Raw genomic sequence first — 22897 nt, 5'->3', positions numbered from 1 at the left:
TGATGAATCGTTGCGTCGCGCCGCATTCGGGAAAGGTGTAATTCTGCGTGTTCGAGTGCCGCGCGAGCGGGGTGACGATTGCCATCGGAAGGCAACTCGTGGCGCTATCGAAATCGTGCCGTTAGCGAAATGGAAATCGCATGGACGGCGTTTCGTCGATACGCATTGCTGCATGCGAACTTCGCATCTCGATGGTTTGTGAAACGTCCATTCGTCGGTCGCCGAATGGAGCGATATTGCTGTCATCCGACGGTTTCGAATCTGCGAATTAGTCGTCGCGCGAGGCTCATGAATCCCGCCGGTGGCGTGGACATGAAACGTTCGATTTGCGCGAGAAACTGCTATCGGCGAGCGTTATCGATGCACTCTCGAAACGTCGCGCGATGCTCAATCTTTCGCTTCACTTTCTTTCCGTACGCTCGACCTACCGGAAGACGCCGACACCGAATACCGATTCGAGCACTTCATTGACAGACGTCGATACGTCCACTAGATTAGCCGCATGCACGCACTTCTCGTTACGACCACCGCAACCACCACCACGACCGCCAATGGCGGGCCGAGGGGAGGTTGCACGTCGTAAGTCATTGCGTCAAACCATCCCGAAGCCCCGCCGGAAACGGACGGGGCTTTTTTTCGCGCTCCGCTCGGCCGGCACCACGTTCGACGGAGAAACCATGGACGATTTCGATCACCGAGTGTTAGGCAACAAACTGGATCTGTTTCATCAGCAAGATGAAAGTCCAGGCGGCATCTTTTGGCATCCGCGCGGGATGGTTCTTTATCGCGTCATCGAGGAATACATTCGGGTCCGAATGCGGCAGGCCGGTTTTTCCGAAGTGCGGACGCCGCAGATCCTGTCTCGCGATCTGTGGGAACGGAGCGGCCATTGGGAAAAGTTCGGGCCGAACATGTTTTCGCTCGAGAGCGACCGTAATCCGTACTGTCTCAAGCCGATGAGTTGCCCATGCCACGTGCAGATATTCAAGAAGGGCAGCCGTTCATACCGCGATTTACCGATCCGATATTGCGAATTCGGCGCGGTCCATCGCGCCGAACCGTCCGGTGCATTGCACGGCCTCATGCGCGCGCGTGCATTTACGCAGGACGACGCTCATGTACTTTGCCTGCCCGACCAGATCGAAGATGAAGTCGCGCGGTTCTGCAAGCTGCTGAAGGCGATCTACGCAGACTTCGGGTTCGGGGAGTGCGACGTGGCGTTGTCGACGCGGCCGCCGGCGCGTGCCGGCGACGATGCGGTCTGGGATCGCTCGGAAGCGATGCTGGCATCGGCCGCGCGGGCGGCCGGGCTGGAATTCGCGATCCTGGCCGGAGAAGGCGCGTTCTACGGCCCGAAGCTCGAATTTCATCTGGTCGACCGTCAAGGACGGAAGTGGCAGTGCGGGACGATCCAGCTCGATTTCGTGTTGCCGGAGCGGCTCGGTGCGTCGTATGTCGCCGAGGACGGCGCGAAAGCGACGCCCGTCATGTTGCACCACGCCGTGCTGGGAAGCCTCGAACGGTTCATCGGCATTCTGCTCGAACACTACGAGGGATGGCTGCCGACATGGCTGGCACCCGACCAGATCGTCGTCGCGAACATCGGCGACGATCATCGCGCATTTGCCGATCACGCGGCATCCGCTTTCGAAGACATCGGCTGCCGCGTGCTGCGCGATTTCCGCGCCGAGCGGCTGCCCCGCAAGATCTTCGATGCAACGGAACTCGCCGCGCCGATCGTCGCGATTGCCGGCCGCAAGGAAGCGCTGGCCGGCGAAGTGTCGCTGCGAATGAGGGGCGGCGAGCAGCACGTGATGACGATCGACGCTGCGCTGGCGTTTCTCAAGCAGCATGCGCGCGTTCCATCCGCGACGCGGGCGTGCTGATACGAAAGGCAATGCAGTCGGCGGGGATTCTCCTCAGACCATTGATTCGTCTGAGGAGATGAACCTGTCGGCAGGTGGCCTTGCGTGCCGGACGACGACGGCCTCGACGACTGACGCACTGCGCTACGCTGCGGCCCGGCCACTGTCAGCCCTATAATCCCGCACGGCAAAATCGCCGCCCCGTTCCGATTCGCAAGCCTTCCATGGAGCTTCCCGCAATGTCGCCGAACATCGACGTTCCCTTCTTCCGCATCCTGTCGGACAGCTACGGCCGGCTGCTCGGCAAGCCGCTGGTGCCCGCGGGGATGAGCGCCGCCGAAGGCGCGCGATGGCTGTACGAAGCCGCGCCGTTCGGGATTCTCGCGCACGGTGTCGCGGCGGATCCGGTGTTCGTCTACGGCAATGCGCGCGCGCAGGCGATCTTCGGATACGACTGGGACGAACTGACGGCGTTGCCGTCGCGGTTCTCGGCGGAGCCGATGGAGCGCAGCGAGCGCCAGCGGTTTCTCGAGCAGGTGGCGCGGGACGGCTTCGTGTCGGGCTACCGCGGCGTCCGCATCACGAAGTCCGGCACGCGCTTCTGGATCGAGCATGCGACCGTGTGGCAACTCACGGACCCGGACGGCAATCATTGCGGTCAAGCGGCGATGATTCCGGAGATCCATCCGATCGGCTGATGCCGTTGCGTGCGTCGCGCGTGCGCGGCGCGGGTCGGGCCGGATGCCGAAACCTGCGCCGGCCGGCGAGATAACGAATTCGTAATCGACGGCTCACCTTGCCGAAAGTGCCCGTTACCGAGAATGGAGTCTCACTCTTCATCGCACTGGGTGGAGAGCGAAGAACCGAAACCGCTCCCGGATACGGTCATACCACTCCAATAGGTGAACCTCATGAAGAATCTGATCCGCGCCGTCCTGATCTCATGCGCATTGAGCGCGCCCGTCGTCGCCTTTGCGCAAAACACGAACGGTCCCGTCACGCGTGCCGAAGTGCGCACCGACCTCGCACGCGTCGAACGGGCAGGATATCGTCCGATCGGCAACGACCCGTTCTATCCCAGCGACATCCAGGCGGCCGAAGCGAAGGTCGCCGCCCAACGACCGGACGCATCGCCTGCGCAGTCGCACGACGTTGCGTCGCAATCCGACGCGCAACGCGCGGCGGTGTCGTACGCGTCGAACGATACGTCGGGCCTGTACGAACATCACTGAGCGCACCTCGCGAGACTTGGCCGGCATGCGCTGCACGGCGGGCGAACGCACGATTCGACGCCGCGCGGCCGGCCGCATGCCGATGGGCCGCGGGCCGCGATGCGCGCCGTAGCGGCGCGCGCTCAACGATGGAGCAGCGGGTAAGCGACGAGCCCGATCAACGCGGCCGCCGCGACCACTACCGGCTCCTGCAGCTTCTTGAAGCGCCATAGCAGCAGGACGGTCGCAACGGCCAGCGCGGCGGTCGGCACGTCGACGATCGAACGCTTCGCGATCACCAGCACCGAGCCGGTGATTGCGCCGACGGCCGCGGCCGTGATGCCGTCCACGAACGCCTTGACGCCCGGCAGGTGGCCGTACTTCTTCACGTACGGCGCGGGCACGACCGTGAACAGATAGCACGGCAGGAACGTGCCGAGCGCCGCGACGATCGCACCGGGCAGGCCGGCGACCAGATAGCCGATGAAGCCGACCGTGATGACGACCGGCCCCGGCGTGATCATCGCGACCGCGACGGCATCGACGAACTGCTTGTCGTTGAGCCAGTGATGTTCGGTGACGACGCCGCCATACAGGAACGGCACGATCGCCAGCCCTGACCCGAACACGAACGCGCCGGCCTTCATGAAGAACGCGCCGAGCTGCACCAGCTGCGGCAGATCGATGCCGCTCAGCGCGCCGCTCGCCGCCGGCAGGTTGGCGGCGGCCGCCGCGCCGAGCCCGCCGCCGCGCAACCAGCGGGGCGGCGCGCGCCACAGCCAGCCGATCACGCCCGCGACGACGAACAGCCACGCGATCTCCGACTCGGTGACGAAGGTCACGACGGCAAGCGTCGCGAAGATCGCCCACAGCAGCTTGTCGCGGCCGACGGTTTTGGTCGTGAGCTTGTACGCGCTCATCGCGATGATGCCGACCACCACCGCGCCGACGCCGTAGAACACGGCGTGCATCCACGGCAGCCCGCCGAAATGTGCATACGCGAAGCCGAGCGCGACCACCATCAGGAACGACGGCAAGACGAACGCGCAGCCGACCAGCGTCGCACCGGCCACGCGGTAGTGCACGAAGCCGAGATAGATCGCGAGCTGGGCCGCCATCGGCCCCGGCGCGAGCTGCGCCAGCGTGAGTCCTTCCTTGTAGTCGGCTTCGGTGATCCAGCCGCGCCGCTCGACCAGGTCGCGCCGCATGTAGCCCGCGAGCGCGACCGGGCCGCCGAAACCGAACGTGCCGAGTCGAAGCATGTAGGCGACCAGCTCGCCGAGCGAGTAGGCCGGTTCGGTTGCGGCGCTGGCGGTGGTCATGATGCGGCTCCGGTCCCGGTCGTCCCGGTCGACGTGAAATGCGCATAAAAGGCGTCGAGCACGACGACCATTTGCTCGAGCAACTGCTCGTCGTTCTGCGCGCGCTCGCGGGCGCCGGCCATCACGGCTTCGAGGCCGGCGGCTTCGGGCGCCGCGGGGCCGCCCACGTCGAGCGCATGCACGATCGCGCCGAGCCGCGCGAGCGCGCGGTCGCCGTCGAGGCCGAAGCTGGCCAGCAGCACCTCGAACGTCACGCGCTCGCCGACGTGCGTGAACGCCGCGCCGTCGAAGTCGAAGCCCAGTGCGTCGGCCGGACAATCCGTCGGCGAGGCGAGCCACACGAAGCGCGGGCGGGCGTCGATGAAGCGGCGGATCAGCCACGCGCTCGCGACGCGATCGACCCACATGCGCCGCCGGGTGGCCCACGTGCGCCCTTGATATTCGCCGAGCGCAAGCACGCGGATCGGGCGCTCGGCCGCGTGCGGCTCGCCGGGCGACAGCACGGTGTCGACCAGCGCGACGAAGTCCTGCAGCGCGGCTTCGGCGCGCGTCGACGCGTCGCCCGGGAAGTAGTCGCTCGCCCGCAGCGCGTCGAAATCCTTGCGCACGCGCCGCAGCAGACGCGCGAGTTCCGAAGCCGGCTGGCCGGCGAGCGTCTTGCGGGCGTCCGCGAGCGTCCGCATGAACGCCGTGTAGTCGTCGCTGCGGTCGAACAGCGCGCGAAATGCCTGCTCCTGCGCCGCATCGGCGCTCGGCGCGCGCAGCAGATGCGCGCTGCCGCCGCTGTCGGCGATCGCGTCCGCCAGTTCGTCCAGCGTTCGGTGCTGCTCGTCCGAGTGCGGCAGCAGGTAGACGCCGTCGCGCAGCACCGCGCAGCCCTTCGCCTTCAGGGCGCGCCAGAACCGCATGCGGGCCGTCGCGTTCTGGGTCGGGAGCGTCAGCACGAGCAGCGACCAAGTGGTGAATGAGTTCATGTAGGGGATGCTACTTCTGTGTCGCAAGTTCTACAAGTTTCTCGCTGCGATGTCGTCCTGACGCTCCGGGGCGCGCGCATCGTTTGGTCGGACCAATGGCCGAGATACCCCTCCCCACTATCCGAACCCGCGATTTGATATATAGTCCCCCCCGGTATATGAAGGGACCACCATGAGCCACACCATCCAGGAAAAACAGAAGCTGCTGAACCGCGTCCGCAGGATCAAGGGGCAGGTCGAGGCGATCGAACGCGCGCTGGAAGACGAGCGCGGCTGCAACGAGATCCTGCGTCTCATCACGAGCGGACGCGGCGCGATGAACGGCCTGCTCGCCGTCGTGCTGGAAGATCACATCCGCAGCCATCTGGTCGACGCGGAAGGTCACGACGACGAAGGCAGCGCGAGCGAGCAGCTGATCGAAGTCGTTCACAGCTACTTCAAATGACCGGAGGCGCAATGAGCCGTTTCAGCGATGAGGCCTTCGGGGCAGGGCACGATCACATTTTTCTCGGCGCTGCGCACGAGCAGAACGAGCGCAGGACCTGGACCGTCATCGTGCTGTGCGCGGCGATGATGGCGGCCGAGATCGTCGGCGGGTCGATCTTCGGCTCGCTGGCGCTGGTCGCGGACGGGCTGCACATGTCGACGCACGCCGGCGCGATGCTGATCGCCGCCTTTGCGTATACCTATGCGCGCAAGCATGCGAGCGACCCGCGATTCGTGTTCGGCACCGGCAAGCTCGGCGATCTCGCCGGCTTCACGAGCGCGATCGTGCTCGCGATGATCGCGCTGCTGATCGCGTACGAGGCGGTCAGCCGGATGCTGGCGCCCGTGCCGATTCACTTCGGCGAAGCGATTCCGATCGCCGTGCTCGGGCTGGTGGTGAACATCGCGAGCGCGTGGCTGCTGAGCGGCGATCATCACGGTCATGGCCATCATCACGGGCATGCGCACGGACATCATCACGACCACGACCATGGCCACGAACATGAGCACGCCCACCATCACGACGCGGAAGCGCACCGGATCGTCGACGGGCAGCACGCATTCGCCGTATCGGTGTTCGAGGACGGCGTGCCGCCCGTGTTCCGGATCGCGCCGGCGACGCACGACGCGACGCTCGTCGACGCGGCCGCCGTATCGATCACGACGCTGCGTCCGGACGGCAGCCGCCATACGTTCGCGATGCAAAGCCGCGACGGCTATCTGGAGTCCATCGAGACGATCCCCGAGCCGCATGCGTTCACGGCGATCGTCCGGCTGAACGGCCGCGAGCACGCGCTGACGTTCGCCGAGAGCGAGCACGAGCACGGCGCCTCGGCGGCGGCCCGCGATCACAACATCCGCTCGGCCTACATCCACGTGCTCGCCGACGCGGCGGTGTCCGTGCTGACGATCGCCGGCTTGCTGCTCGCGCGTGCGTTCGGCTGGCTGTGGATGGATCCGCTCGCCGGCATCGTCGGCGCGCTGGTGATCGCGAACTGGTCGTACGGGCTGATGCGCGACACGGGCAGCATCCTGCTCGACATGAATCCGGATCGCCGCCTGGCGGACAGCGTGCGCGCCGCGCTCGAAAGCACCGGCGACCGGATCCGCGATCTGCACGTGTGGCGGCTCGGGCCGGGGCACATGAGCGCGGTCGTCTCGGTGCTGACCGACGATCCGCAGCGCGATGCGCGCTACTACCACCGCGTGCTGCAACGCTTCGGCAGCCTGTCGCACGTGACGGTCGAAGTCGTGCCCGTGACGCGAGGGCAATGACGATGGCAGTCAAGTCGCCGTGCGTCGAGGTATGCTCGTTCGACGGCCGCACCGGCTACTGCGTCGCGTGCCTGCGCACCCGCGACGAAGCGCGCGGCTGGAAGAAGATGACGGATCACCGGCGTCATCAGATCGTCAACGACCGCGCGCGGCGGCATGCCAGGCTCGCGCGCGCCACACCCGATTGATCGCACGATGAACACGCCCGCACCGATTCGACGCAAGCAGCCGATCCCGCGCACCGTGTGGGCACTGGGCCTCGTGAGCCTGTTCATGGATCTGTCGTCCGAACTGATCCATGCGCTGTTGCCGATCTATCTGGTGACGACGATGGGCATGAGCGTCGTCGCGCTCGGCGTGCTCGAAGGCGCCGCCGAAGCGACGGCGATGATCGTCAAGGTGTTCTCCGGCGCGATCAGCGATTGGCTCGGGCGCCGCAAGGGGCTGCTGCTCGTCGGCTACGGCCTCGCGGCGCTGACCAAGCCGCTGTTTCCGCTGGCGTCCACGCCGGCCGTGGTCGTCGTCGCGCGCCTGCTCGATCGCGTCGGCAAGGGAATTCGCGGCGCGCCGCGCGATGCGCTGGTGGCCGACGTCGCGCCGCCCGAGATCCGCGGTGCATGTTTCGGCCTGCGTCAGTCGATGGACACCGTCGGCGCGTTTCTCGGCCCGATGTGCGCGATCGTGCTGATGCTGGGGTTCGCCGACCACATCCGGATCGTGATGTGGTTCGCCGTCGTGCCCGCGTTCGTCGCGATCGCGCTGATCGTGTTCGGCGTGCGCGAGCCAGAGCATGCGGCGCCGCAGCGCGGCTTCCGTTCGCCGCTGCACTGGCGCGCGTTGCGCGAGTTTCCGCGCGCGTACTGGTTCGTCGTCGCGGGCGGCGCGGCGTTCACGCTCGCGCGCTTCAGCGAGGCGTTCCTCGTGCTGCGCGCGCAGCAGACGGGCCTCGACGCCGCGTGGATTCCGGGCGTGATGGTCGTGATGAGCATCGCGTATGCGCTGTCCGCGTGGCCGGTCGGCGTGCTGTCGGACCGGATGGACCGACGCATGCTGCTGGCGGCGGGCATGGTGCTGCTGATCGCGGCCGACCTGCTGCTCGGTCTCGGCGGGTCGACGCCGACGATGTTCGCCGGCGTGGCCGTATGGGGCCTGCACATGGGCTTCACGCAGGGCATCCTCGCCGCGATGGTGTCGGAAACATCGCCGGCCGCGCTGCGCGGCACCGCGTTCGGCGTATTCAATCTGGTCAGCGGGATCTGCATGCTGCTCGCCAGCAGCATCGCCGGCGCGCTGTGGACGCACTTCGGCGCATCGACCACGTTCGTCGCCGGCGCGGCGCTGGTCGTGGTGCCGCTCGCGCTGTGCCGCTTCATGCCGCGCGTCGCGCCGCCGGCGGCGTGAGGTGGCGTGAGGCGATGCACTGCGCGTGCGTCGGGCGGCGCTCGCGCTGACACGACCGCGACTGCATCCGCGACCGGCGACTTTCCCCCAGTTGCCGAATCGATCCCCAGCCATTGAGCCGCGCTCTCCCCGTTGAGCCACGCTCCACCCGCAACTCTCCCTCCGCAATTTTTTTCGATTTATCTGCCGCTATTCTCGGCGTTGTCGAAGATCGGATGTACGCGCGATGTAATACCGACCGCGCCGGACGATTCCGCGGAAGTATTTACGCAACGCCGAGGTACGCACCGTCCGGCGCGCCCTTCACATGAGTGATTCCATCGTTCAGGAGAGCGTCTGCCATGGTTGCCGGAAAATCGCTTCGCGCCGTGCTGCTTGCCGTGTCGATCGCCGCGGTCGCGCCGCCCGGCCACGCGGGCAATACCACCGACTGGCTCGCGAACACCTACGGCACGCTCGCCGCGCACGTCGGCAACGTCGCACGGGCGATGTGGGTCGCGCCCGAAGGCGTGATCTACACCGCATCGATGTGGGACGAGTATGAGGGCGGCGTCGCGATCTACCAGAACGGCAAAAGCATCGGCTCGATCGGCACGCATGCCGAATTCCAGGGCAGCGCGATCACCGGCAACGCGACGTCGTTGTTCGTCGCGCTGCAGCCGGGCAGCGGATACGGCAGCGGCGCGGTCGGGCGCTACAACCGCGCGACGCATTACCGCGACCGGCTGATCCTGGTCACCGCCGCGACGAACCAGCCGCGCATCGACGTCGTCACCGGGCTTGCGACGGCCGGCACGCTGCTCTACGCGAGCGATTTCTACGGCAACCGCGTGCGCGTGTTCACGACCGACGGCGTATGGCAGCGCGACATCGGCGTAGCGGCGCCGGGCGCGCTCGCGCTCGACGGCGCGGGCAACGTATGGGTCGCGCAGAAGCGCGCGGGAACGATCGTCGAATACAGTCCGGCCGGCGCGCTGCTGAACACGATCCGGCTGCCGGCCGGGTCGCAGCCGTCGGCGCTCTATTTCGATGCGGAGGCCGGGCAACTGATGGTCGGCGACGAAGGCCCCGACATGAACATCAAGCGCTATGCGGTGACGGGCCGGCCGGCGCTGGTCGGCACGTTCGGCGTGCGCGGCGGCTATCTCGACACGACCACCGGCATCAAGGGGCAGGTCGGCGCGCAGCGCTTCACGCGCATCGCGGGCATCGGCAAGGATACGGGCGGCAACCTGTACGTGCTGAACAACCCGTGGGGCGGCAGCTGGGATCTCGGCCGCAACGGTGCGACCGACCTTCACGCATACGGCAGCACCGGCGGCCTGCGCTGGACGCTGCAGTCGCTGAACTTCGAGGGCATCGCCGCGCCCGACCCGGTCACGGACGGCGCGCTGTTCTACAGCGGCACGCACGTGTACCGCGGCACCGCGGGCGGCACGTTCGTCGCGAACACCGTCGATCCGTTCGCGTATCCGGCCGACCCGCGCATCAACATGAACGACCCGCAGCGCGACGAGCACTTCGGGCTGCTCACGGCGGTCGGCGCGAACCGGATTCTCGTCGTGGCCGGGCAGAATCCGCCGGTCTATTACTTCTTCCATTTCGATGCGGCCAACGGCTACGTCGCGATTCCCGACGGATCGATTCCGGGCCCGGCATTCGACACGACACGGCGCGTGTCGGCCGGCTTCAGCATCGACAGCAAGGGCGGCGTATGGGCCGGCCTCGACCACACCGGCGCGATCTATCACTATCCGCTCGCGAGCTTCGACGCGAGCGGCAAGCCTTCATGGGGCGCGGGCGTGCCGACGCCGATTCCCGCCAGCATCCAGCCGCTCACGCGCATCGTCTATCTCGCCGACAGCGACACGATGGTGCTCGCCCAGGGTGTGGCGGGCAGCACCGACTGGACCTCGATCGGCACGCGCATCGAGGTCTATCACGGCTGGCTCGCGGGCAACACGACGAGGCCGAACCCGGTGATCACGCTGCCGCACAGCGGCGCGAAGTCGATCGACGCTGCCGGCAATCATTTGTTCGTGGGTTACTGGTTCAGCAGCAGCGGCCCGCTGTGGCCGAACATCGACGCGTTCAATCTCGACACGGGCCGGCTCGACACGACGCTCGTCAATGCGAGCCCGGCGACCGTCGATACCAGCAGCGCGATCGACGCGATGTACAGCGTCCGCGCGTACCGCCGCGCGAACGGCGAATATGTGGTGACGAAGAACAACGTGAAGGGCAACAGCATCACCGTCTATCGGTGGACGCCTTGAGGCGGCGCGACGGCCGCGAGCGTTCACTTCGCCGCCGCGGCGTTGCCGGCGATGGCTTGCGTTTGTAAAGAAGCGATGACGAGGAAACGGGAAAGCGCGCGCCGGTCGGCCGGCACGCGCTTTCCCATTCAGATGCGACCGAGCAGCACCAGTATCACGACGATGACCACGATCAGGCCAACCGAACCGGACGGCCAGTAACCCCAGCTCCGACTGTGCGGCCACGCCGGAAACGCGCCGATGAGCAACAGAATCAGAACGATGATAAGGATCGTACCGAGCATCGCATCCCTCCTGAGATTGTTGGAAAAGACGATGTCTGGCGTCGCAATTCCTGTGCCGCGGCGAGCGGCGTGACGGTTGACGGGCGTGTTCACGCACCGGGGATTCACGCGATGAATGCCGATAGATTCAGAAAATAAATTTCAAAAATGCATACGCGATCGCTATGCTGGTCTTTCGGCACCGCTTCGATGGATATGCAATGGCTGAACTCTTTCTGGTACGGCACGGGCAGGCGTCGTTCGGGACGAACGACTACGACCGGCTGTCCGCGCGCGGCGAGCAGCAGGGCGTCTGGCTCGGCGAGTATTTCGCGCGGCAGGGCCTGACCTTCGACCGGGTGATCTGCGGGACGATGAACCGGCATGCGCAGACGGTCGACGCGATCCTGCGCGGGATCGGCGGCGAACGCGTGACGGTCGACCGTCATCCGGGCCTGAACGAATACGACTTCCACGGGCTGTTCGCGGCCGCCGCGCACGACTATCCGGAGATCGCGCGGCTCGCGGCCGGCTCGATGAAGGAGCACTTCCGCGCGCTGCGGCAGGTGCTGCATCTGTGGGCCGACGACCGGCTCGGCGACACGGCGCCCGAAACCTGGGCGCATTTCCAGCAGCGCGTCGCCGCCGCGCGCGCGGCGATTCGCGACGGCGGCAGCCAGCGCGTGCTCGCGGTGAGTTCGGGCGGCCCGATCGCGGTGACCGTCCAGCAGGTGCTCGCCGCGCCGCCCGCGAGCGCGATCGCGCTGAACCTGCAGATCCGCAACAGCAGTCTTTCGCAGTTTTTCTTCAACGCCGACGCGTTCCATCTGGCGTCGTTCAACGGCATCCCGCATCTCGACGATCCCGAACGACACGCATGGCGCACCTACGGCTGACCCAACGAACGATCGCGACGATGACCCATCCTGCCCCGCCCCTCGACGCAGCCCGCCTGACGCGCTATCTGGAAGCGCACGTGCCGGGCTTCGAAGGCCCGCTCGACCTGGAGAAGTTTGCCGGCGGCCAGTCGAACCCGACGTACCTGCTGCACGCGAAAAGCGGCCGCTACGTGCTGCGCCGCCAGCCGCCCGGCGAACTGCTGAAGTCCGCGCATGCGGTCGACCGCGAATTCCGCGTGCTGAGCGCGCTGTCGGGCACTGCGGTGCCGGTCGCGCGTCCGTATCACCTGTGCGAAGACCGCGACGTGATCGGCAGCATGTTCTACGTGATGAGCTTCGAGGACGGCCGCATCTTCTGGGATCCGGCGCTGCCGGAGCTGCCGAAGGCCGACCGCGCGACCTGCTACGACGCGCTGATTCGCACGATGGCCGCGCTGCACGACGTCGACGTCGACGCGGTGGGCCTTGCCGACTACGGTCGCCCCGGCAACTACTTCGAGCGCCAGATCGGCGTGTGGACGAAGCAGTATCGTGCGGCGCAGACGGAGCGCCTCGACGCGATGGAGACGCTGATCGACTGGCTGCCGCAAGCGTGCCCCGACGACGCGGGGCGTCCGGCGCTCGTGCACGGCGACTTCCGGATCGACAACGTGATGTTCGCGCGCGACGACTACCGCGTGCAGGCCGTGCTCGACTGGGAGCTGTCGACGCTCGGCAATCCGCTCGCCGACCTCGCGTACTTCTGCATGTGTCTGCGGCTGCCGGCCGGCACTCAGGTGCGCGGGCTCGCGGGCCAGGATCGCGCCGAACTCGGCATCCCGGACGAAGCGGCGATCGTCGCGCGCTACTGCGAGCTGCGCGGGATCGAGCCGATCCGCGACTGGCATTTCTATCTCGCGTTCAGCTTCTTCCGGCTCGCCGCGATCGCGCAGGGCGTGAAGGCGCGCGCGCTGCAAGGCAACGCGTCGAGCGAACAGGCGCTGCGCGTCGGCGCGATGGCCGGCCGGCTGGCCGAGCTGGCCGTCGACGTGATCGGCGCGCGGCGCTGACGCCGCAAACACGGCCGCGCGGCCGCACGACAACATATCGATGGAGGAGCACAGCAACATGGCAACGAACCTGTTCGACCTGACGGGCAAGATCGCGCTGGTGACGGGCGCGAGCCGCGGCATCGGCGAGGAAATCGCGAAGCTGCTCGCGCAGCAGGGCGCGCACGTGATCGTGTCGAGCCGCAAGCTCGACGACTGCCGGGCCGTTGCGGACGCAATCGTCGCGGTGGGCGGCCGCGCGGAAGCGCTGGCCTGCCACGTCGGACGAATGGAGGACATCGCCGCGACGTTCGAGACGATCCGCGGCCGGCACGGCCGGCTCGACATCCTGGTGAACAACGCGGCGGCGAATCCGTATTTCGGACACATCCTCGACACCGATCTGGCCGCGTACGAGAAGACCGTCGACGTGAACATCCGCGGCTACTTCTTCATGTCGGTCGAGGCCGGCAAGCTGATGAAGGCGCAAGGCGGCGGCGCGATCGTCAACACCGCGTCCGTGAACGCGCTGCAGCCGGGCGACCGGCAGGGCATCTATTCGATCACGAAGGCCGCGGTCGTGAACATGACGAAGGCGTTCGCGAAGGAATGCGGGCCGCTCGGCATCCGCGTGAACGCGCTGCTGCCGGGCCTCACGAAGACGAAGTTCGCGGGCGCGCTGTTCGCCGACCAGCAGATCTATCAGGCATGGATGGAGAAGATCCCGCTGCGCCGTCACGCGCAGCCGTCCGAGATGGCCGGCACGGTGTTGTATCTCGTGTCGGACGCGGCGAGCTATACGAATGGCGAATGCATCGTCGTCGACGGCGGCCTCACGCTCTGAGCGCGCGACGACCTACGACGGCCTGCGGGCCTTTTGAACCGAACGAACACGCGCAATTGCGAGGAATCGATCATGGATTTTGGCTATACCCCGAAGGTGGAAGAACTGCGTGAGCGCGTGCGTGCGTTCATGGATGCGCACATCGTGCCGCGCATCCGCCAGTGGAACGACGAAGTGCATGCGGGGCACTACCCGGTGTCGTTCATGGAGGAATTGAAGGCGCGCGCGAAGGCCGAAGGGCTGTGGAATCTGTTCCTGCCGCATCTGAAGGAAGACGAGCCGGGCACGGCGCTGACGAACCTCGAATACGCGCCGCTCGCGGAGATCATGGGGCGCGTCGCGTGGGCGTCGGAGGTTTTCAACTGCAATGCGCCGGACACCGGCAACATGGAGTTGCTGCACATGTTCGCGACGCCGGCGCAGCGCGACGAGTGGCTGCTGCCGCTGCTGCACGGCGAGATCCGCTCGGCGTTCGCGATGACGGAGCCCGACGTCGCGTCGTCGGATGCGACCAACATCACGACGCGCATCGAGCGCGCCGGCGACGAGTACGTGATCAACGGCCGCAAGTGGTTCATCACGAATGCCGCGCATCCGAACTGCAAGATCTTCATCGTGATGGGCAAGACCGACCCGGCGGCGGAAGCGCACCGGCAGCAGAGCATGATCCTGGTGCCGCGCGACACGCCGGGCGTGACGGTGGTGCGCAACATCACCGTGGTCAATCACTACGCGCCGGAAGGGCACTGCGAGATCACCTTCGACAACGTGCGCGTGCCGGCGCGCAACCTGCTCGGCGACGAAGGCAGCGGCTTCGCGCTCGCGCAGGCGCGACTCGGGCCGGGGCGCATCCACCATTGCATGCGCTCGATCGGCGCGGCAGAGCTCGCGCTCGAGCTGATGATCGATCGCGCGCAGTCGCGCGAGGCGTTCGGCAAGCCGCTGAACCGGCACGGGACGGTCGGCGAATGGATCGCGCGCTCGCGCATCGAGATCGACCAGGCGCGGCTGCTCGTGCTGAAGGCCGCGTGGATGATCGACAAGGTCGGCGCGAAGGCCGCGCGCAAGGAAATCTCGATGATCAAGGCGCTCGTGCCGACCATGTACACCGACGTGTGCGACCGCGCGATGCAGGTGTTCGGCGCGATGGGCCTGAGCCCGGACACGCCGCTCGCCGATCTGTGGAGCTGGGGGCGCGCGCTGCGCTTCGCAGACGGCCCGGACGAGGTGCATCTGCAGTCGATCGCGCGGATGGAGATCAAGGGCGCCGTGCGCGGCGCGACCGAGCCGTATCTGACGCGCCCGCCGCGCGACTGAACGTGTCGCTGCGATGTCGCGGCGAGCGCGCGCGAGCGGACGCGAGGTGGCCGAACCCGACGCGCGCGCCGTATTAAGATGCCGGCAAGGAGATCCGGCAATGCGCCTTTCGAAGATTGACCTGAACCTGTTCGTCGTATTCGATGCGATCTACAACAAGCGCAACCTGACGCGCGCGGCCGATGTGCTGAACCTCACGCAGCCGGCCGTCAGCAATGCGCTCGCGCGGCTGCGCAAGACGCTGAACGATCCGCTGTTCGTCAGCACGCCGGCCGGGATGATGCCGACGCCGATGGCCGAGAACATCGTCGGCCGCGTGCGCGAGGCGTTGCAGCTGCTCGACTCGAGCGCGCACGAGGGCGACGTGTTCGATCCCGCGTCGTCGGAGCGGGTGTTCCGGTTGAGCATGAGCGACCTGACCGAGGCGTTGCTGCTGCCGGCGCTCGGCGAGCTGCTGCAGACGCATGCGCCGGGCATGCACGTGCGCAGCTATACGCTGGACCGCCGCGAAGTGGCGACCGCGCTCGCGAACGGCTCCGTGGACATCGCGATCGACGCGCCGCTGATCGGCGATCCGCACCTGTGCCAGGCGCTGCTCGTGCGCGACCGCTACGCGTGCATGATCCGCGAAGATCATCCGTTCCGGCGCGATGCGCTGACCATGGACGACTACCTGTCGATGGGGCACATCCACGTGTCGAGCCGCCGCAAGGGCAGCGGGCACGTCGACGCGGAGCTGACGCGCCTCGGGCTGCGCCGCACCATCCAGATGCGCGTGCAGCACTACATGGTCGCGCCGTTGATCGCGATGCGCGGCGATCTCGCGCTGACCGCGCCGCTCCGGCTGCTGCAGCGCTATCCGGCCCGCATCCTCGAACTGCCGTTCGAGATGCCGGCGCTCGAATACTTCTGCTACTGGCACCGCAGCGCCGACCAGGATCAGGGCAGCCGATGGTTGCGCGAGCAGCTGATGACGCTGATGGGCGGGATCGGCGAGCTGCAGTGATGCATCGCAGTGACGTGCCGCAGTGATGTGCGCGCCGCTTGCTAACGGTCTTCGTCGAAGCGCGCCGATGCGGGGCGGCGCTTCATCTCCTTCAGCCAGCGCCGGACGTTGTCCGGATCCTCGAACTCGCGCAGCGTGACGGTCAGGTCCTGAATGCTGCGCTGCATGCCGGCGATGTCACGCGCGAGCAGGCGCACCACGGTGTCGGGCGCGATCTTCACGGACGGCGCGATGCCGTAGGTTCGGCGGAAATCGTTCTCCACGTGTTCGATCTCGCGGTCGAGCTCGCGCAGCTGCTCGTCGAGGATGCCGTTGTAGCGCGTCAGCCGCGCTTCGCCGAGGCCGGCGATCGCATGCCGGTCGATCTGTTCGATCTCAAGCTGAAGCTCCAGCAGCTGCAGCAGGTTGCGCTTCGCATAGGCGTGGTTGACCCGCTGCATCAGCGCGGTCTTGCGTTCCTGGTCGTGCGGATCGGTGGCGCGATCGGGATGCAGCGCGCTGGCCAGCTTGCGGTAGATCTCGCGGATCGACTTGCTCGATTCGGCCTGCTCCGCTTCGGCGCGCGCCTGCGCGGCTGTCTGCTTCGGCGTCTTCCTGCGCTTCGCGCGCTGCGCCTCGCGTGCCGCGTGCGCGGCCATGTCGCGCTCGAACTGCGCGTCGAGCTCGGCTTGGAGCCGTTGCGCCAGTTCGTCGGGTGACAGGGCATCGAGATCGTCTGCCGCGTCGGCGCCGGGCGCGGGCTGCGGATCGGCCGCTGCGCTGCCGGCCGGCCCGCTTGCATGATGGCGATCGTAGACGCGCTGCAGCGCCGCGTCGTCGGCGGCGTCGAGCACGTCGCGGGCCATGTCCGCGATCAGGTCGGACAGCGTGCGCTGCTCGGCCTTGCTGAGTCCGCTACGCAGGAACGCGTCGTCGAGCAGATGAATCAGCCGCGTGCGCAGCGCCGTCGATTCGCGTTCGAGCGGCAGCAGCGCGTCCACGAACTTCTTCTGGAACGCCGGCGTGACGGCGTCCCACGCCGCGAGGCGCTCGCGCCGCTTGTCGATGCGCTCGACGAGCGTGTTGAAGGTCTTCTGGGCGTCGGACAGGCGGGCTGTCTCGTGACCGGGCGCGATCGCAATCGCGGCACCGCGGCGTGCGGTCATGATGTGGGGTCCTCCGGCCGCGGCGGGACGCGCGGCAGGCCGGTATTTTAGCTGGACGCGAGGGGCCGCTGTGCGGCGGTGTGCCCGCGCATGCGTCGATCTTCACGCGCGCACTGCGCATCGGCACCCCACACCTCATCGGTTCGCTGCCGCGACGGCCGCTGCGCCCGACGACGTGCGCGGTGCGCCGCCCGAGCCGTAGGCCGCTTCGCCGCTGCGGCGTTCGGCGGCGCGCTTCTCCTCGAGGCGCGCCTGCGCGGCGACGATGCCTTCCGGGTAGTTGTCGGCGTCGCCGGCCGATGGATCGTAGCCGACCGATTCGAGGTCGAGCAGCTCCTGGCGAACCTGTGCACGGGTGAGCGGCGACTGCGCATACGATGCGCGCGGTGCGGCGAGCAGGACGGTCGCGGCCGCGCAGAGCGTCGCGATGGTGACGATGATGGATTTCATGATTTCCTCGGAGGGTTTCGCTGCGGTTCGTCGCGCACGCGGCGGGCCGCAGCGACGAAACGAATCGATACGCGTGGAACGCAACGCACGTCACGCGGCGGCGGCCGTCGCCACGGTCATGTCCGGTCGCGCTGCCACCGCGCGCAGCATGCTGACCGACGGCAACCTGAAGCGCTCGGCGGCGAGATCGACGAACGCGCGCACCTTGCCCGGCAGGAACTCGCGGCCGGGATACACGAGCGACACGGCGACGCCGTCGCTGACGAGTCGGTAATCGGCGAGCACGCGTTTCAGCGCGCCGCTGCGCAGATCGCTCGCCACCGCGAATTCGGGCAGCAGCGCGATACCGCCGCCCGCAAGCGCGAGCTGACGCTGCATCAGCGCGCTGTTCACTGTGACGCGCGGCTCGACGTGGAGCGCGTCCACGGTGCCGTCCGGGGCAACCCACCGGCACGTCTTCGCGCCTGTCGCGACGCCGACGATCCGGTGCGCGGCGAGGTCGGCGGGCTGCTGCGGCGCGGTCATGGCGAGCAGGTAGCCGGGCGATGCGACCGCGACGAGCGGCGCATGGGCCAGCGCGCGCGACACGACCGAGAGCGACGAGATCATCGTATCGGCGACGATCCCGCAGTCGAAGCCACCGCCGAGCAGATCGACTTCCGACTCGGTCAGCGTGATGTGCAGCGACACCTCGGGATGGCGCGACTGGTACTCGGCAAACAGCGCGGCCAGCTCCGGCGACATCAAGCTGTGCAGCACGACGACGTTCAGATCGCCGCCGATCCGGCTCGATTCCTGCGTCGCGCGCGACTCGATCTCGGACAGGTCGGCGAGCAGCGAGCGGCAGCCTTGCGCATAGCGGACGCCGACTTCGGTGAGCACCGTCTTGCGCGTCGAGCGTTGCAACAGCTTCACGCCGAGGTGCGATTCGAGATCGCCGACGTAGCGCGTCACGAGCGACGGCGACAGGTTCAGCTGGTGAGCGGCATGGGAGAAGTGATGCGTGTCGGCAACCTTGAGAAAGACCCGCATCGCACTGAACAGATGATTCACGACGATTCCTGTTGGAAGGGGCGGTGGCGGCGGCGGATCAGCTGCCGAAGTAGACGTTGCAGAAGCTCGCCGGGCCGATGCAGCCGGCCTCAGGTGCATTCGGTGCATCGGGCGTGCGGGTCGGGGCGACGCGCACCGGTGCGGCGACGGCCTTCGTTGCGGTGGCGCCGTGTGCGCATGCGTCATCGCCTGCATGCGCGGCGGCGACCGCTACGACAGAGGCGATGCTGCTCGATTGCTGCTGCGAGGCGGGCGCCGCCGGTTGCTGTTGCGCGGACGCGGGTGCGGTGACCGTGATGCCGCAAAGCGCGATGAAGGTGGCGAGAACGGAAAGGGAAGCGGACCGGGACATTCAGGACTCCAATTAGACCAAACGGGTTTTACACGCGTTCGATTCGGGACGTGGGCATCGCCGACGCAGGCCGTCGATGGCCGGGAGCGTGTCAGATTCTTCTTGTCGAGTGTGTCGGCGTGCTACGGAAGGATCGTGCGACATGGGCGCCGGGCCCGTCGACGCCGCTATTCGGCGCGACCGATTCACATCGAATCGATGAGCGGAGAATGATGGAAAACCCTGAGCGTGTCCAAGGCGTATTTCCGATGCGGTCGATAAGGCGGATCGATCGTTGATCGATGCATGCGCAACGAAACGGCGACGCATGGCACGACCACCGCATCCGTGATGCGGCGGACGATCGATCTGGAGATTGCGGTGGAGATTGCGGCGGCGGCGCCGCCGCCGTCAGCCCTGCTCGCGCGCCGTCAGCGTACGCAGCGACGACAGGCTGCCATGGTCGAGCATCTCGCGCACCAGCTCCGCGAATGCCGTCGACGCGACCGTGCGATACGCGCCCTTGCGGCGCAGCAGTGCGACGGTGCGCACCGGGAACGGCGGGTCGAGCGGCACGTATTGCAGATCGCGATGCTCGAACTCGATCGTGCCGGGCAGGATCGTCGCGATCTTGCCGCGGCTCACGATCTTCAGCACGGCGCTGATCGAATTGGCCTGCAATGCGACGTCGGGCTGCATGTCGTACGACTGGAAATAGCTGTCGACGTAGAAGCGCGACACGAAGCTCGTCGTCAGCAGTGCGAGCGGCGTATCGGCGAGCTGCGTCGGCGTGACGGGCTCGCGTTGCGCGGTCAGCGCATGCGTGCGGCCGACCACCAGCATCAGCTGTTCGGGAAACAGCGCTTCGGCCTCGATTTCGTCGGAGCGCACATCGACGAAGCCGAACGCGAGATCGACCTGGTCGTCGCCGAGTGCGGTCTCGACCGCATCGAGCGACATCTCGGTGATCTCGATCACGATGCCCGGATAGCGTTCGTGGAACTGCTCGATCACCGGCGCGACGAGGTATTCGGTGAAGGTCGGCGTGAAGCCGATCCGCAGTTGCCCGCGCGACAGGTCGTGCACGTCGTGCAGCGCGCGTTGCGCGGTGACCAGATCGTTGTGCGCGCGGCGCACGTATTTGAGGTACACGCTGCCGAAGTCGGTGAGCTGCACCACGCGGCCGCTGCGATCGAACAGTTGCACGCCGAGCTCGTCCTCGAGCTGGCGCACCTTCTGCGACAGCGCCGACTGCGACACGCTCAGCGCTTCGGCGGCGCGCGTGAAATTGCGATGCTCGTCGATCGCCAGCAAATAACTGATGTTGCGAAGCAGCGGGCTGCGTTGTGTGAACTTCATCTTGCGCGGATTGATTCGCGAGTCGCGTGGGGCGGGCATCCCGCCATTATGCGCCGGCCGCGCGAGCATCGGATCGTCGACGGTGCTCATTGCCAGCCGCCTCCGAGCGCGAGGAAGGTCGCGATCTGGTCGTCGTTCACCTGCTGCCGTGCCGCGGCGACGGCCGTTTCGGCCGCGAGCCACGTGCGCCGCGCATCGAGCGCGACGAGGCCGCCGACCCGGCCGCCATGGCGCAGTTCGTCGGTACGCTCCATCACGTCGCGCGCGGCGTCGCGCGCCGCTTGCAGACGTTGCAGGCGTTCGAGCGCGGCAGCGTACGTGTTCAGCGACGTCTCCGTTTCGCGCAACGCCGTGAGCACCGTCGCATCGAAATGCGCGAGGCTCGCGCGGCTGTCGGCGCGGGCCGCGTCGATGCGGTCGCGGATCGCGCTGCGATGCAGATCCCAGGTCACCATCGGCCCGACCGCGAAGCGGTTCGTCAACGGCGTGAGGAACGCGGCCGCGCCGCCGGTCGAGCCGATGCTCGCGCCGAGCTTGATGTCCGGATACAGCGCCGCGGTTTCGACGCCGATGCGTGCGGTCGACGCGGCAAGCCGGCGCTCGGCCGCGCGCACGTCCGGACGGCGCGCGAGCAGCGCGCGGCCGTCGCCGGACGGAATCGGCGCGGCCAGTTCGAGCGGCTTGCGGCACGACAGCAGCGCGCGATCGTAGTTCTCCGGCGGCTCGCCCATCAGCGTCGCGAGCCGGAACGCCGCATTCAGCCGGCGCGCCTGCAGCGGCGCGAGCGCCGCGCGGCTGTCGTCGATCGCACCGCTGTCGCGCTGCGCTTCGAAGCTCGGCGCGCGGCCGTTAGCGATCAACTGGCGCGTCAACGCGAGGCGCTGCTGCTGCAGCGCGATCGCCCGCTGCAGCACGTCGATCCGGTTTCCGGCATTGCACAGGTCCGAATACGCGCGCGCGACTTCGGCGGCGACGTTCACGCGCACCAGATCGCGCGCGGCGGCGACGGCCTCGTGATCGGCGGACGCCGCCTCGATTCCGCGCCGGATGCCGCCGAACAGATCGAGGTCGTAGCTCATCGTGAAGCCGATGTTGTAGATCTCGTGCCGCGGCGGCTCGACGTGCGACAGCACCGCTGCGGCGGATTGCTGCGTGTAGTTCGTCGACGCGTCGAAGCCCGCGCTCGGCTCGCGCGCCGTGCGCGCCGCCGCGAGCAGCGCGCTGCTGCGCTCGAGGTTCGCCTGCGCGGCGCGCAGATCGACGTTGCTCGCGAGCGCCCGCTCGATCAGCGCGTCGAGCGCCGGATCGTCGTACAGCCGCCACCAGCGAGCGGGCAACGGCGCATTCGACGCGGCCGTTGCACCCGCAACGAACGCGCCGCTGGCGGCCGGCGCGTTCGCGAGCGCGGCAGGCGGCACGCGATAGTCCGGGCCGACCTCCGCGCAGGCGGCGAGCGCGAGGCCGAGCGCGGCGATCCACGCTTTGCGCACGCTCACCATGGCAGGCTCCGGCGCACCGTGACGTCGCCGGCGCGTGCGTGAATCTCGACCGACGCGGTCTGCCCCGGCACGAGCCGCACGCCGGGCGGCACCGAATCGATCGCGATGCGCACCGGGATGCGCTGCGCGAGCCGCACCCACGTGAACGCCGGGTTCACGTTCGCGAGCTGCGCGTCGCCGCCCGCGCGCTCGCGGTCCTCGACGCCGCCCGCGACGCTCTGCACGTGGCCGCGAATCTCGCTCGCGACGCCCATCAGATAGATGCTGGCCGGATCGCCGACGTGAATCGCGGGCAGCTTGGTTTCCTCGAAGTAGCCTTCCACGCGCAGCGACGTGTCGTTGACCAGCGCCATCGCGCCCTTGCCGGCGCTCAGGTACACGCCGGGCAGCAGCCCGACGTTGGTCACGGTGCCGTCGACCGGTGCGCGCACGAGCGTCCGTTCGAGGTTCAGCGCCGCGAGGTCGCGCGCGGAATGCGCCTGCGCGAGCGCCGCGCGCAGCTTCTCGACGCGCGTCGCGCCCTGTTGCGCCGACTCCTCGGCCACCACGTCGGGCATCGCGCGATTGCGGCGGTCTTCGCGGATCGCCTCGTCGAGTTCGGCCTGCTCGCTCGCGAGGTTCGCATCGGCCTGTTCGAGCGCGATCCGGTAGCGGGACGGATCGATCACCAGCAGCACCTGGCCCTTCGTCACTTTCTGGTTGTCGTGCACGCGCACGTCGGTGACGAGGCCGCTCACGTCGGGCGCGATCGGCACCACGTCGGCGCGCACCTTGCCGTCGCGCGTGAGCGGCTCGATCTGGTAACGCACCCATAGTCCGTAGATCGCGGCGACGATGCCGGCGAGGATGGCGGCCGTCAGCACGGTACGCAGCAGCGGAATGATTTGCTTCAT

Annotated in this window: 23 protein-coding genes; 13 read left to right on the top strand and 10 right to left on the bottom strand. The window is 67.6% G+C overall.

What is annotated here, in order from left to right; translation table 11 throughout:
- Positions 1 to 677 precede the first annotated feature (677 nt).
- The 3 genes from thrS to EX20_RS12400 all read left to right on the top strand — a co-directional run bounded on the left by thrS (position 678) and on the right by EX20_RS12400 (position 3097).
- Positions 678 to 1886, top strand: a complete 1209-nt coding sequence (thrS, locus tag EX20_RS12410) for a threonine--tRNA ligase (RefSeq protein ID WP_060122235.1) — start codon at positions 678 to 680, stop codon at positions 1884 to 1886.
- Positions 1887 to 2104: 218 nt separating this feature from the next.
- Positions 2105 to 2563, top strand: coding sequence for an MEKHLA domain-containing protein (locus tag EX20_RS12405; RefSeq protein WP_034193727.1), 459 nt, complete (start codon positions 2105 to 2107; stop codon positions 2561 to 2563).
- A gap of 213 nt (positions 2564 to 2776) precedes the next feature.
- Positions 2777 to 3097, top strand: coding sequence for a DUF4148 domain-containing protein (locus tag EX20_RS12400; protein WP_034193781.1), 321 nt, complete (start codon positions 2777 to 2779; stop codon positions 3095 to 3097).
- 122 nt (positions 3098 to 3219) lie between these two features.
- On the opposite strand, the gene EX20_RS12395 is transcribed toward EX20_RS12400, so the two are convergent.
- Entirely contained in the window at positions 3220 to 4398 is a 1179-nt protein-coding gene (locus EX20_RS12395) for a chromate transporter (RefSeq protein ID WP_034193726.1), read from the bottom strand.
- Positions 4395 to 5372, bottom strand: coding sequence for a chromate resistance protein ChrB domain-containing protein (locus EX20_RS12390; RefSeq protein WP_034193725.1), 978 nt, complete (start codon positions 5370 to 5372; stop codon positions 4395 to 4397). The genes EX20_RS12395 and EX20_RS12390 overlap by 4 nt, the downstream gene beginning before the upstream one ends.
- Positions 5373 to 5544: 172 nt before the next feature.
- On the opposite strand from EX20_RS12390, the gene EX20_RS12385 reads away from it, so the two are divergent.
- From EX20_RS12385 to EX20_RS12365, 5 genes are all read left to right on the top strand, one after another.
- On the top strand, positions 5545 to 5817 hold the full coding sequence (locus EX20_RS12385) for a metal/formaldehyde-sensitive transcriptional repressor (protein WP_011881211.1): 273 nt from the start codon (positions 5545 to 5547) through the stop codon (positions 5815 to 5817).
- Between the two features lie 11 nt (positions 5818 to 5828).
- Positions 5829 to 7133, top strand: a complete 1305-nt coding sequence (gene dmeF / locus EX20_RS12380; protein ID WP_034193780.1) for a CDF family Co(II)/Ni(II) efflux transporter DmeF — start codon at positions 5829 to 5831, stop codon at positions 7131 to 7133.
- The gene (locus EX20_RS12375) at positions 7130 to 7321 is read left to right on the top strand and encodes a DUF1289 domain-containing protein (RefSeq protein ID WP_034193724.1); all 192 of its coding nucleotides are present in this window, start codon (positions 7130 to 7132) and stop codon (positions 7319 to 7321) included. The genes dmeF and EX20_RS12375 overlap by 4 nt, the downstream gene beginning before the upstream one ends.
- A gap of 7 nt (positions 7322 to 7328) precedes the next feature.
- The gene (locus EX20_RS12370; RefSeq protein WP_034193723.1) at positions 7329 to 8534 is read left to right on the top strand and encodes an MFS transporter; all 1206 of its coding nucleotides are present in this window, start codon (positions 7329 to 7331) and stop codon (positions 8532 to 8534) included.
- Between the two features lie 341 nt (positions 8535 to 8875).
- Entirely contained in the window at positions 8876 to 10810 is a 1935-nt protein-coding gene (locus EX20_RS12365; protein ID WP_034193722.1) for an SMP-30/gluconolactonase/LRE family protein, read from the top strand.
- 128 nt (positions 10811 to 10938) lie between these two features.
- Here EX20_RS12365 and EX20_RS30605 read toward each other — a convergent pair whose 3' ends face one another.
- Positions 10939 to 11094 carry a DUF3309 family protein gene (locus tag EX20_RS30605; protein ID WP_011881216.1) on the bottom strand — a complete coding sequence of 52 codons (156 nt, stop codon included), beginning with the start codon at positions 11092 to 11094 and terminating at the stop codon, positions 10939 to 10941.
- A gap of 200 nt (positions 11095 to 11294) precedes the next feature.
- On the opposite strand from EX20_RS30605, the gene EX20_RS12355 reads away from it, so the two are divergent.
- The 5 genes from EX20_RS12355 (at position 11295) to EX20_RS12335 (ending at position 16167) form a co-directional block, all read left to right on the top strand.
- Positions 11295 to 11969: a histidine phosphatase family protein gene (locus EX20_RS12355; RefSeq protein WP_014724320.1), complete on the top strand. Its 675-nt coding sequence runs from the start codon at positions 11295 to 11297 to the stop codon at positions 11967 to 11969.
- Positions 11970 to 11989: 20 nt separating this feature from the next.
- The gene (locus EX20_RS12350; protein ID WP_034193721.1) at positions 11990 to 13021 is read left to right on the top strand and encodes a phosphotransferase; all 1032 of its coding nucleotides are present in this window, start codon (positions 11990 to 11992) and stop codon (positions 13019 to 13021) included.
- Positions 13022 to 13079: 58 nt separating this feature from the next.
- A complete protein-coding gene (locus EX20_RS12345; RefSeq protein ID WP_034193779.1) occupies positions 13080 to 13844 on the top strand; it encodes an SDR family oxidoreductase in 765 nt (254 codons plus the stop codon).
- 72 nt (positions 13845 to 13916) lie between these two features.
- A complete protein-coding gene (locus EX20_RS12340) occupies positions 13917 to 15161 on the top strand; it encodes an acyl-CoA dehydrogenase family protein (RefSeq protein ID WP_011881220.1) in 1245 nt (414 codons plus the stop codon).
- A gap of 100 nt (positions 15162 to 15261) precedes the next feature.
- Positions 15262 to 16167: a LysR family transcriptional regulator gene (locus tag EX20_RS12335; RefSeq protein ID WP_034193720.1), complete on the top strand. Its 906-nt coding sequence runs from the start codon at positions 15262 to 15264 to the stop codon at positions 16165 to 16167.
- A gap of 41 nt (positions 16168 to 16208) precedes the next feature.
- On the opposite strand, the gene EX20_RS12330 is transcribed toward EX20_RS12335, so the two are convergent.
- The 7 genes from EX20_RS12330 to EX20_RS12300 form a co-directional block, all read right to left on the bottom strand.
- The gene (locus tag EX20_RS12330) at positions 16209 to 17312 is read right to left on the bottom strand and encodes a J domain-containing protein (protein WP_011881222.1); all 1104 of its coding nucleotides are present in this window, start codon (positions 17310 to 17312) and stop codon (positions 16209 to 16211) included.
- A 135-nt stretch (positions 17313 to 17447) separates the two neighbouring features.
- Complete coding sequence (locus EX20_RS12325) at positions 17448 to 17762, bottom strand: DUF4148 domain-containing protein (protein WP_034193719.1); 315 nt, start codon at positions 17760 to 17762, stop codon at positions 17448 to 17450.
- A gap of 90 nt (positions 17763 to 17852) precedes the next feature.
- The gene (locus tag EX20_RS12320) at positions 17853 to 18815 is read right to left on the bottom strand and encodes a LysR family transcriptional regulator (protein WP_014724326.1); all 963 of its coding nucleotides are present in this window, start codon (positions 18813 to 18815) and stop codon (positions 17853 to 17855) included.
- Positions 18816 to 18852: 37 nt separating this feature from the next.
- Complete coding sequence (locus EX20_RS12315) at positions 18853 to 19167, bottom strand: hypothetical protein (protein WP_034193718.1); 315 nt, start codon at positions 19165 to 19167, stop codon at positions 18853 to 18855.
- A 390-nt stretch (positions 19168 to 19557) separates the two neighbouring features.
- Positions 19558 to 20595 carry a transcriptional regulator CynR gene (gene cynR / locus EX20_RS12310; RefSeq protein WP_034193717.1) on the bottom strand — a complete coding sequence of 346 codons (1038 nt, stop codon included), beginning with the start codon at positions 20593 to 20595 and terminating at the stop codon, positions 19558 to 19560.
- Positions 20592 to 22004: an efflux transporter outer membrane subunit gene (locus EX20_RS12305; protein WP_034193716.1), complete on the bottom strand. Its 1413-nt coding sequence runs from the start codon at positions 22002 to 22004 to the stop codon at positions 20592 to 20594. The genes cynR and EX20_RS12305 overlap by 4 nt, the downstream gene beginning before the upstream one ends.
- The gene (locus EX20_RS12300; protein ID WP_011881227.1) at positions 21998 to 22897 is read right to left on the bottom strand and encodes an efflux RND transporter periplasmic adaptor subunit; all 900 of its coding nucleotides are present in this window, start codon (positions 22895 to 22897) and stop codon (positions 21998 to 22000) included. The genes EX20_RS12305 and EX20_RS12300 overlap by 7 nt, the downstream gene beginning before the upstream one ends.

This window comes from Burkholderia sp. WP42 (assembly GCF_000745665.1).
In the GTDB taxonomy this organism is placed as follows: Bacteria; Pseudomonadota; Gammaproteobacteria; order Burkholderiales; family Burkholderiaceae; genus Burkholderia; species Burkholderia vietnamiensis.
Note: the sequence above shows the minus strand (reverse complement) of the source record. Positions and strands in the feature narration are given on the sequence as shown.

What these genes read in the sequence shown, in the direction of transcription:
- thrS (WP_060122235.1), top strand. Translation starts at nt 678, where the DNA reads ATGGACGATTTCGATCACCGAGTGTTAGGCAACAAACTGGATCTGTTT.
- EX20_RS12405 (WP_034193727.1), top strand. Translation starts at nt 2,105, where the DNA reads ATGTCGCCGAACATCGACGTTCCCTTCTTCCGCATCCTGTCGGACAGC.
- EX20_RS12400 (WP_034193781.1), top strand. Translation starts at nt 2,777, where the DNA reads ATGAAGAATCTGATCCGCGCCGTCCTGATCTCATGCGCATTGAGCGCG.
- EX20_RS12395 (WP_034193726.1), bottom strand. Translation starts at nt 4,398, where the DNA reads ATGACCACCGCCAGCGCCGCAACCGAACCGGCCTACTCGCTCGGCGAG.
- EX20_RS12390 (WP_034193725.1), bottom strand. Translation starts at nt 5,372, where the DNA reads ATGAACTCATTCACCACTTGGTCGCTGCTCGTGCTGACGCTCCCGACC.
- EX20_RS12385 (WP_011881211.1), top strand. Translation starts at nt 5,545, where the DNA reads ATGAGCCACACCATCCAGGAAAAACAGAAGCTGCTGAACCGCGTCCGC.
- dmeF (WP_034193780.1), top strand. Translation starts at nt 5,829, where the DNA reads ATGAGCCGTTTCAGCGATGAGGCCTTCGGGGCAGGGCACGATCACATT.
- EX20_RS12375 (WP_034193724.1), top strand. Translation starts at nt 7,130, where the DNA reads ATGACGATGGCAGTCAAGTCGCCGTGCGTCGAGGTATGCTCGTTCGAC.
- EX20_RS12370 (WP_034193723.1), top strand. Translation starts at nt 7,329, where the DNA reads ATGAACACGCCCGCACCGATTCGACGCAAGCAGCCGATCCCGCGCACC.
- EX20_RS12365 (WP_034193722.1), top strand. Translation starts at nt 8,876, where the DNA reads ATGGTTGCCGGAAAATCGCTTCGCGCCGTGCTGCTTGCCGTGTCGATC.
- EX20_RS30605 (WP_011881216.1), bottom strand. Translation starts at nt 11,094, where the DNA reads ATGCTCGGTACGATCCTTATCATCGTTCTGATTCTGTTGCTCATCGGC.
- EX20_RS12355 (WP_014724320.1), top strand. Translation starts at nt 11,295, where the DNA reads ATGGCTGAACTCTTTCTGGTACGGCACGGGCAGGCGTCGTTCGGGACG.
- EX20_RS12350 (WP_034193721.1), top strand. Translation starts at nt 11,990, where the DNA reads ATGACCCATCCTGCCCCGCCCCTCGACGCAGCCCGCCTGACGCGCTAT.
- EX20_RS12345 (WP_034193779.1), top strand. Translation starts at nt 13,080, where the DNA reads ATGGCAACGAACCTGTTCGACCTGACGGGCAAGATCGCGCTGGTGACG.
- EX20_RS12340 (WP_011881220.1), top strand. Translation starts at nt 13,917, where the DNA reads ATGGATTTTGGCTATACCCCGAAGGTGGAAGAACTGCGTGAGCGCGTG.
- EX20_RS12335 (WP_034193720.1), top strand. Translation starts at nt 15,262, where the DNA reads ATGCGCCTTTCGAAGATTGACCTGAACCTGTTCGTCGTATTCGATGCG.
- EX20_RS12330 (WP_011881222.1), bottom strand. Translation starts at nt 17,312, where the DNA reads ATGACCGCACGCCGCGGTGCCGCGATTGCGATCGCGCCCGGTCACGAG.
- EX20_RS12325 (WP_034193719.1), bottom strand. Translation starts at nt 17,762, where the DNA reads ATGAAATCCATCATCGTCACCATCGCGACGCTCTGCGCGGCCGCGACC.
- EX20_RS12315 (WP_034193718.1), bottom strand. Translation starts at nt 19,167, where the DNA reads ATGTCCCGGTCCGCTTCCCTTTCCGTTCTCGCCACCTTCATCGCGCTT.
- cynR (WP_034193717.1), bottom strand. Translation starts at nt 20,595, where the DNA reads ATGAGCACCGTCGACGATCCGATGCTCGCGCGGCCGGCGCATAATGGC.
- EX20_RS12305 (WP_034193716.1), bottom strand. Translation starts at nt 22,004, where the DNA reads ATGGTGAGCGTGCGCAAAGCGTGGATCGCCGCGCTCGGCCTCGCGCTC.
- EX20_RS12300 (WP_011881227.1), bottom strand. Translation starts at nt 22,897, where the DNA reads ATGAAGCAAATCATTCCGCTGCTGCGTACCGTGCTGACGGCCGCCATC.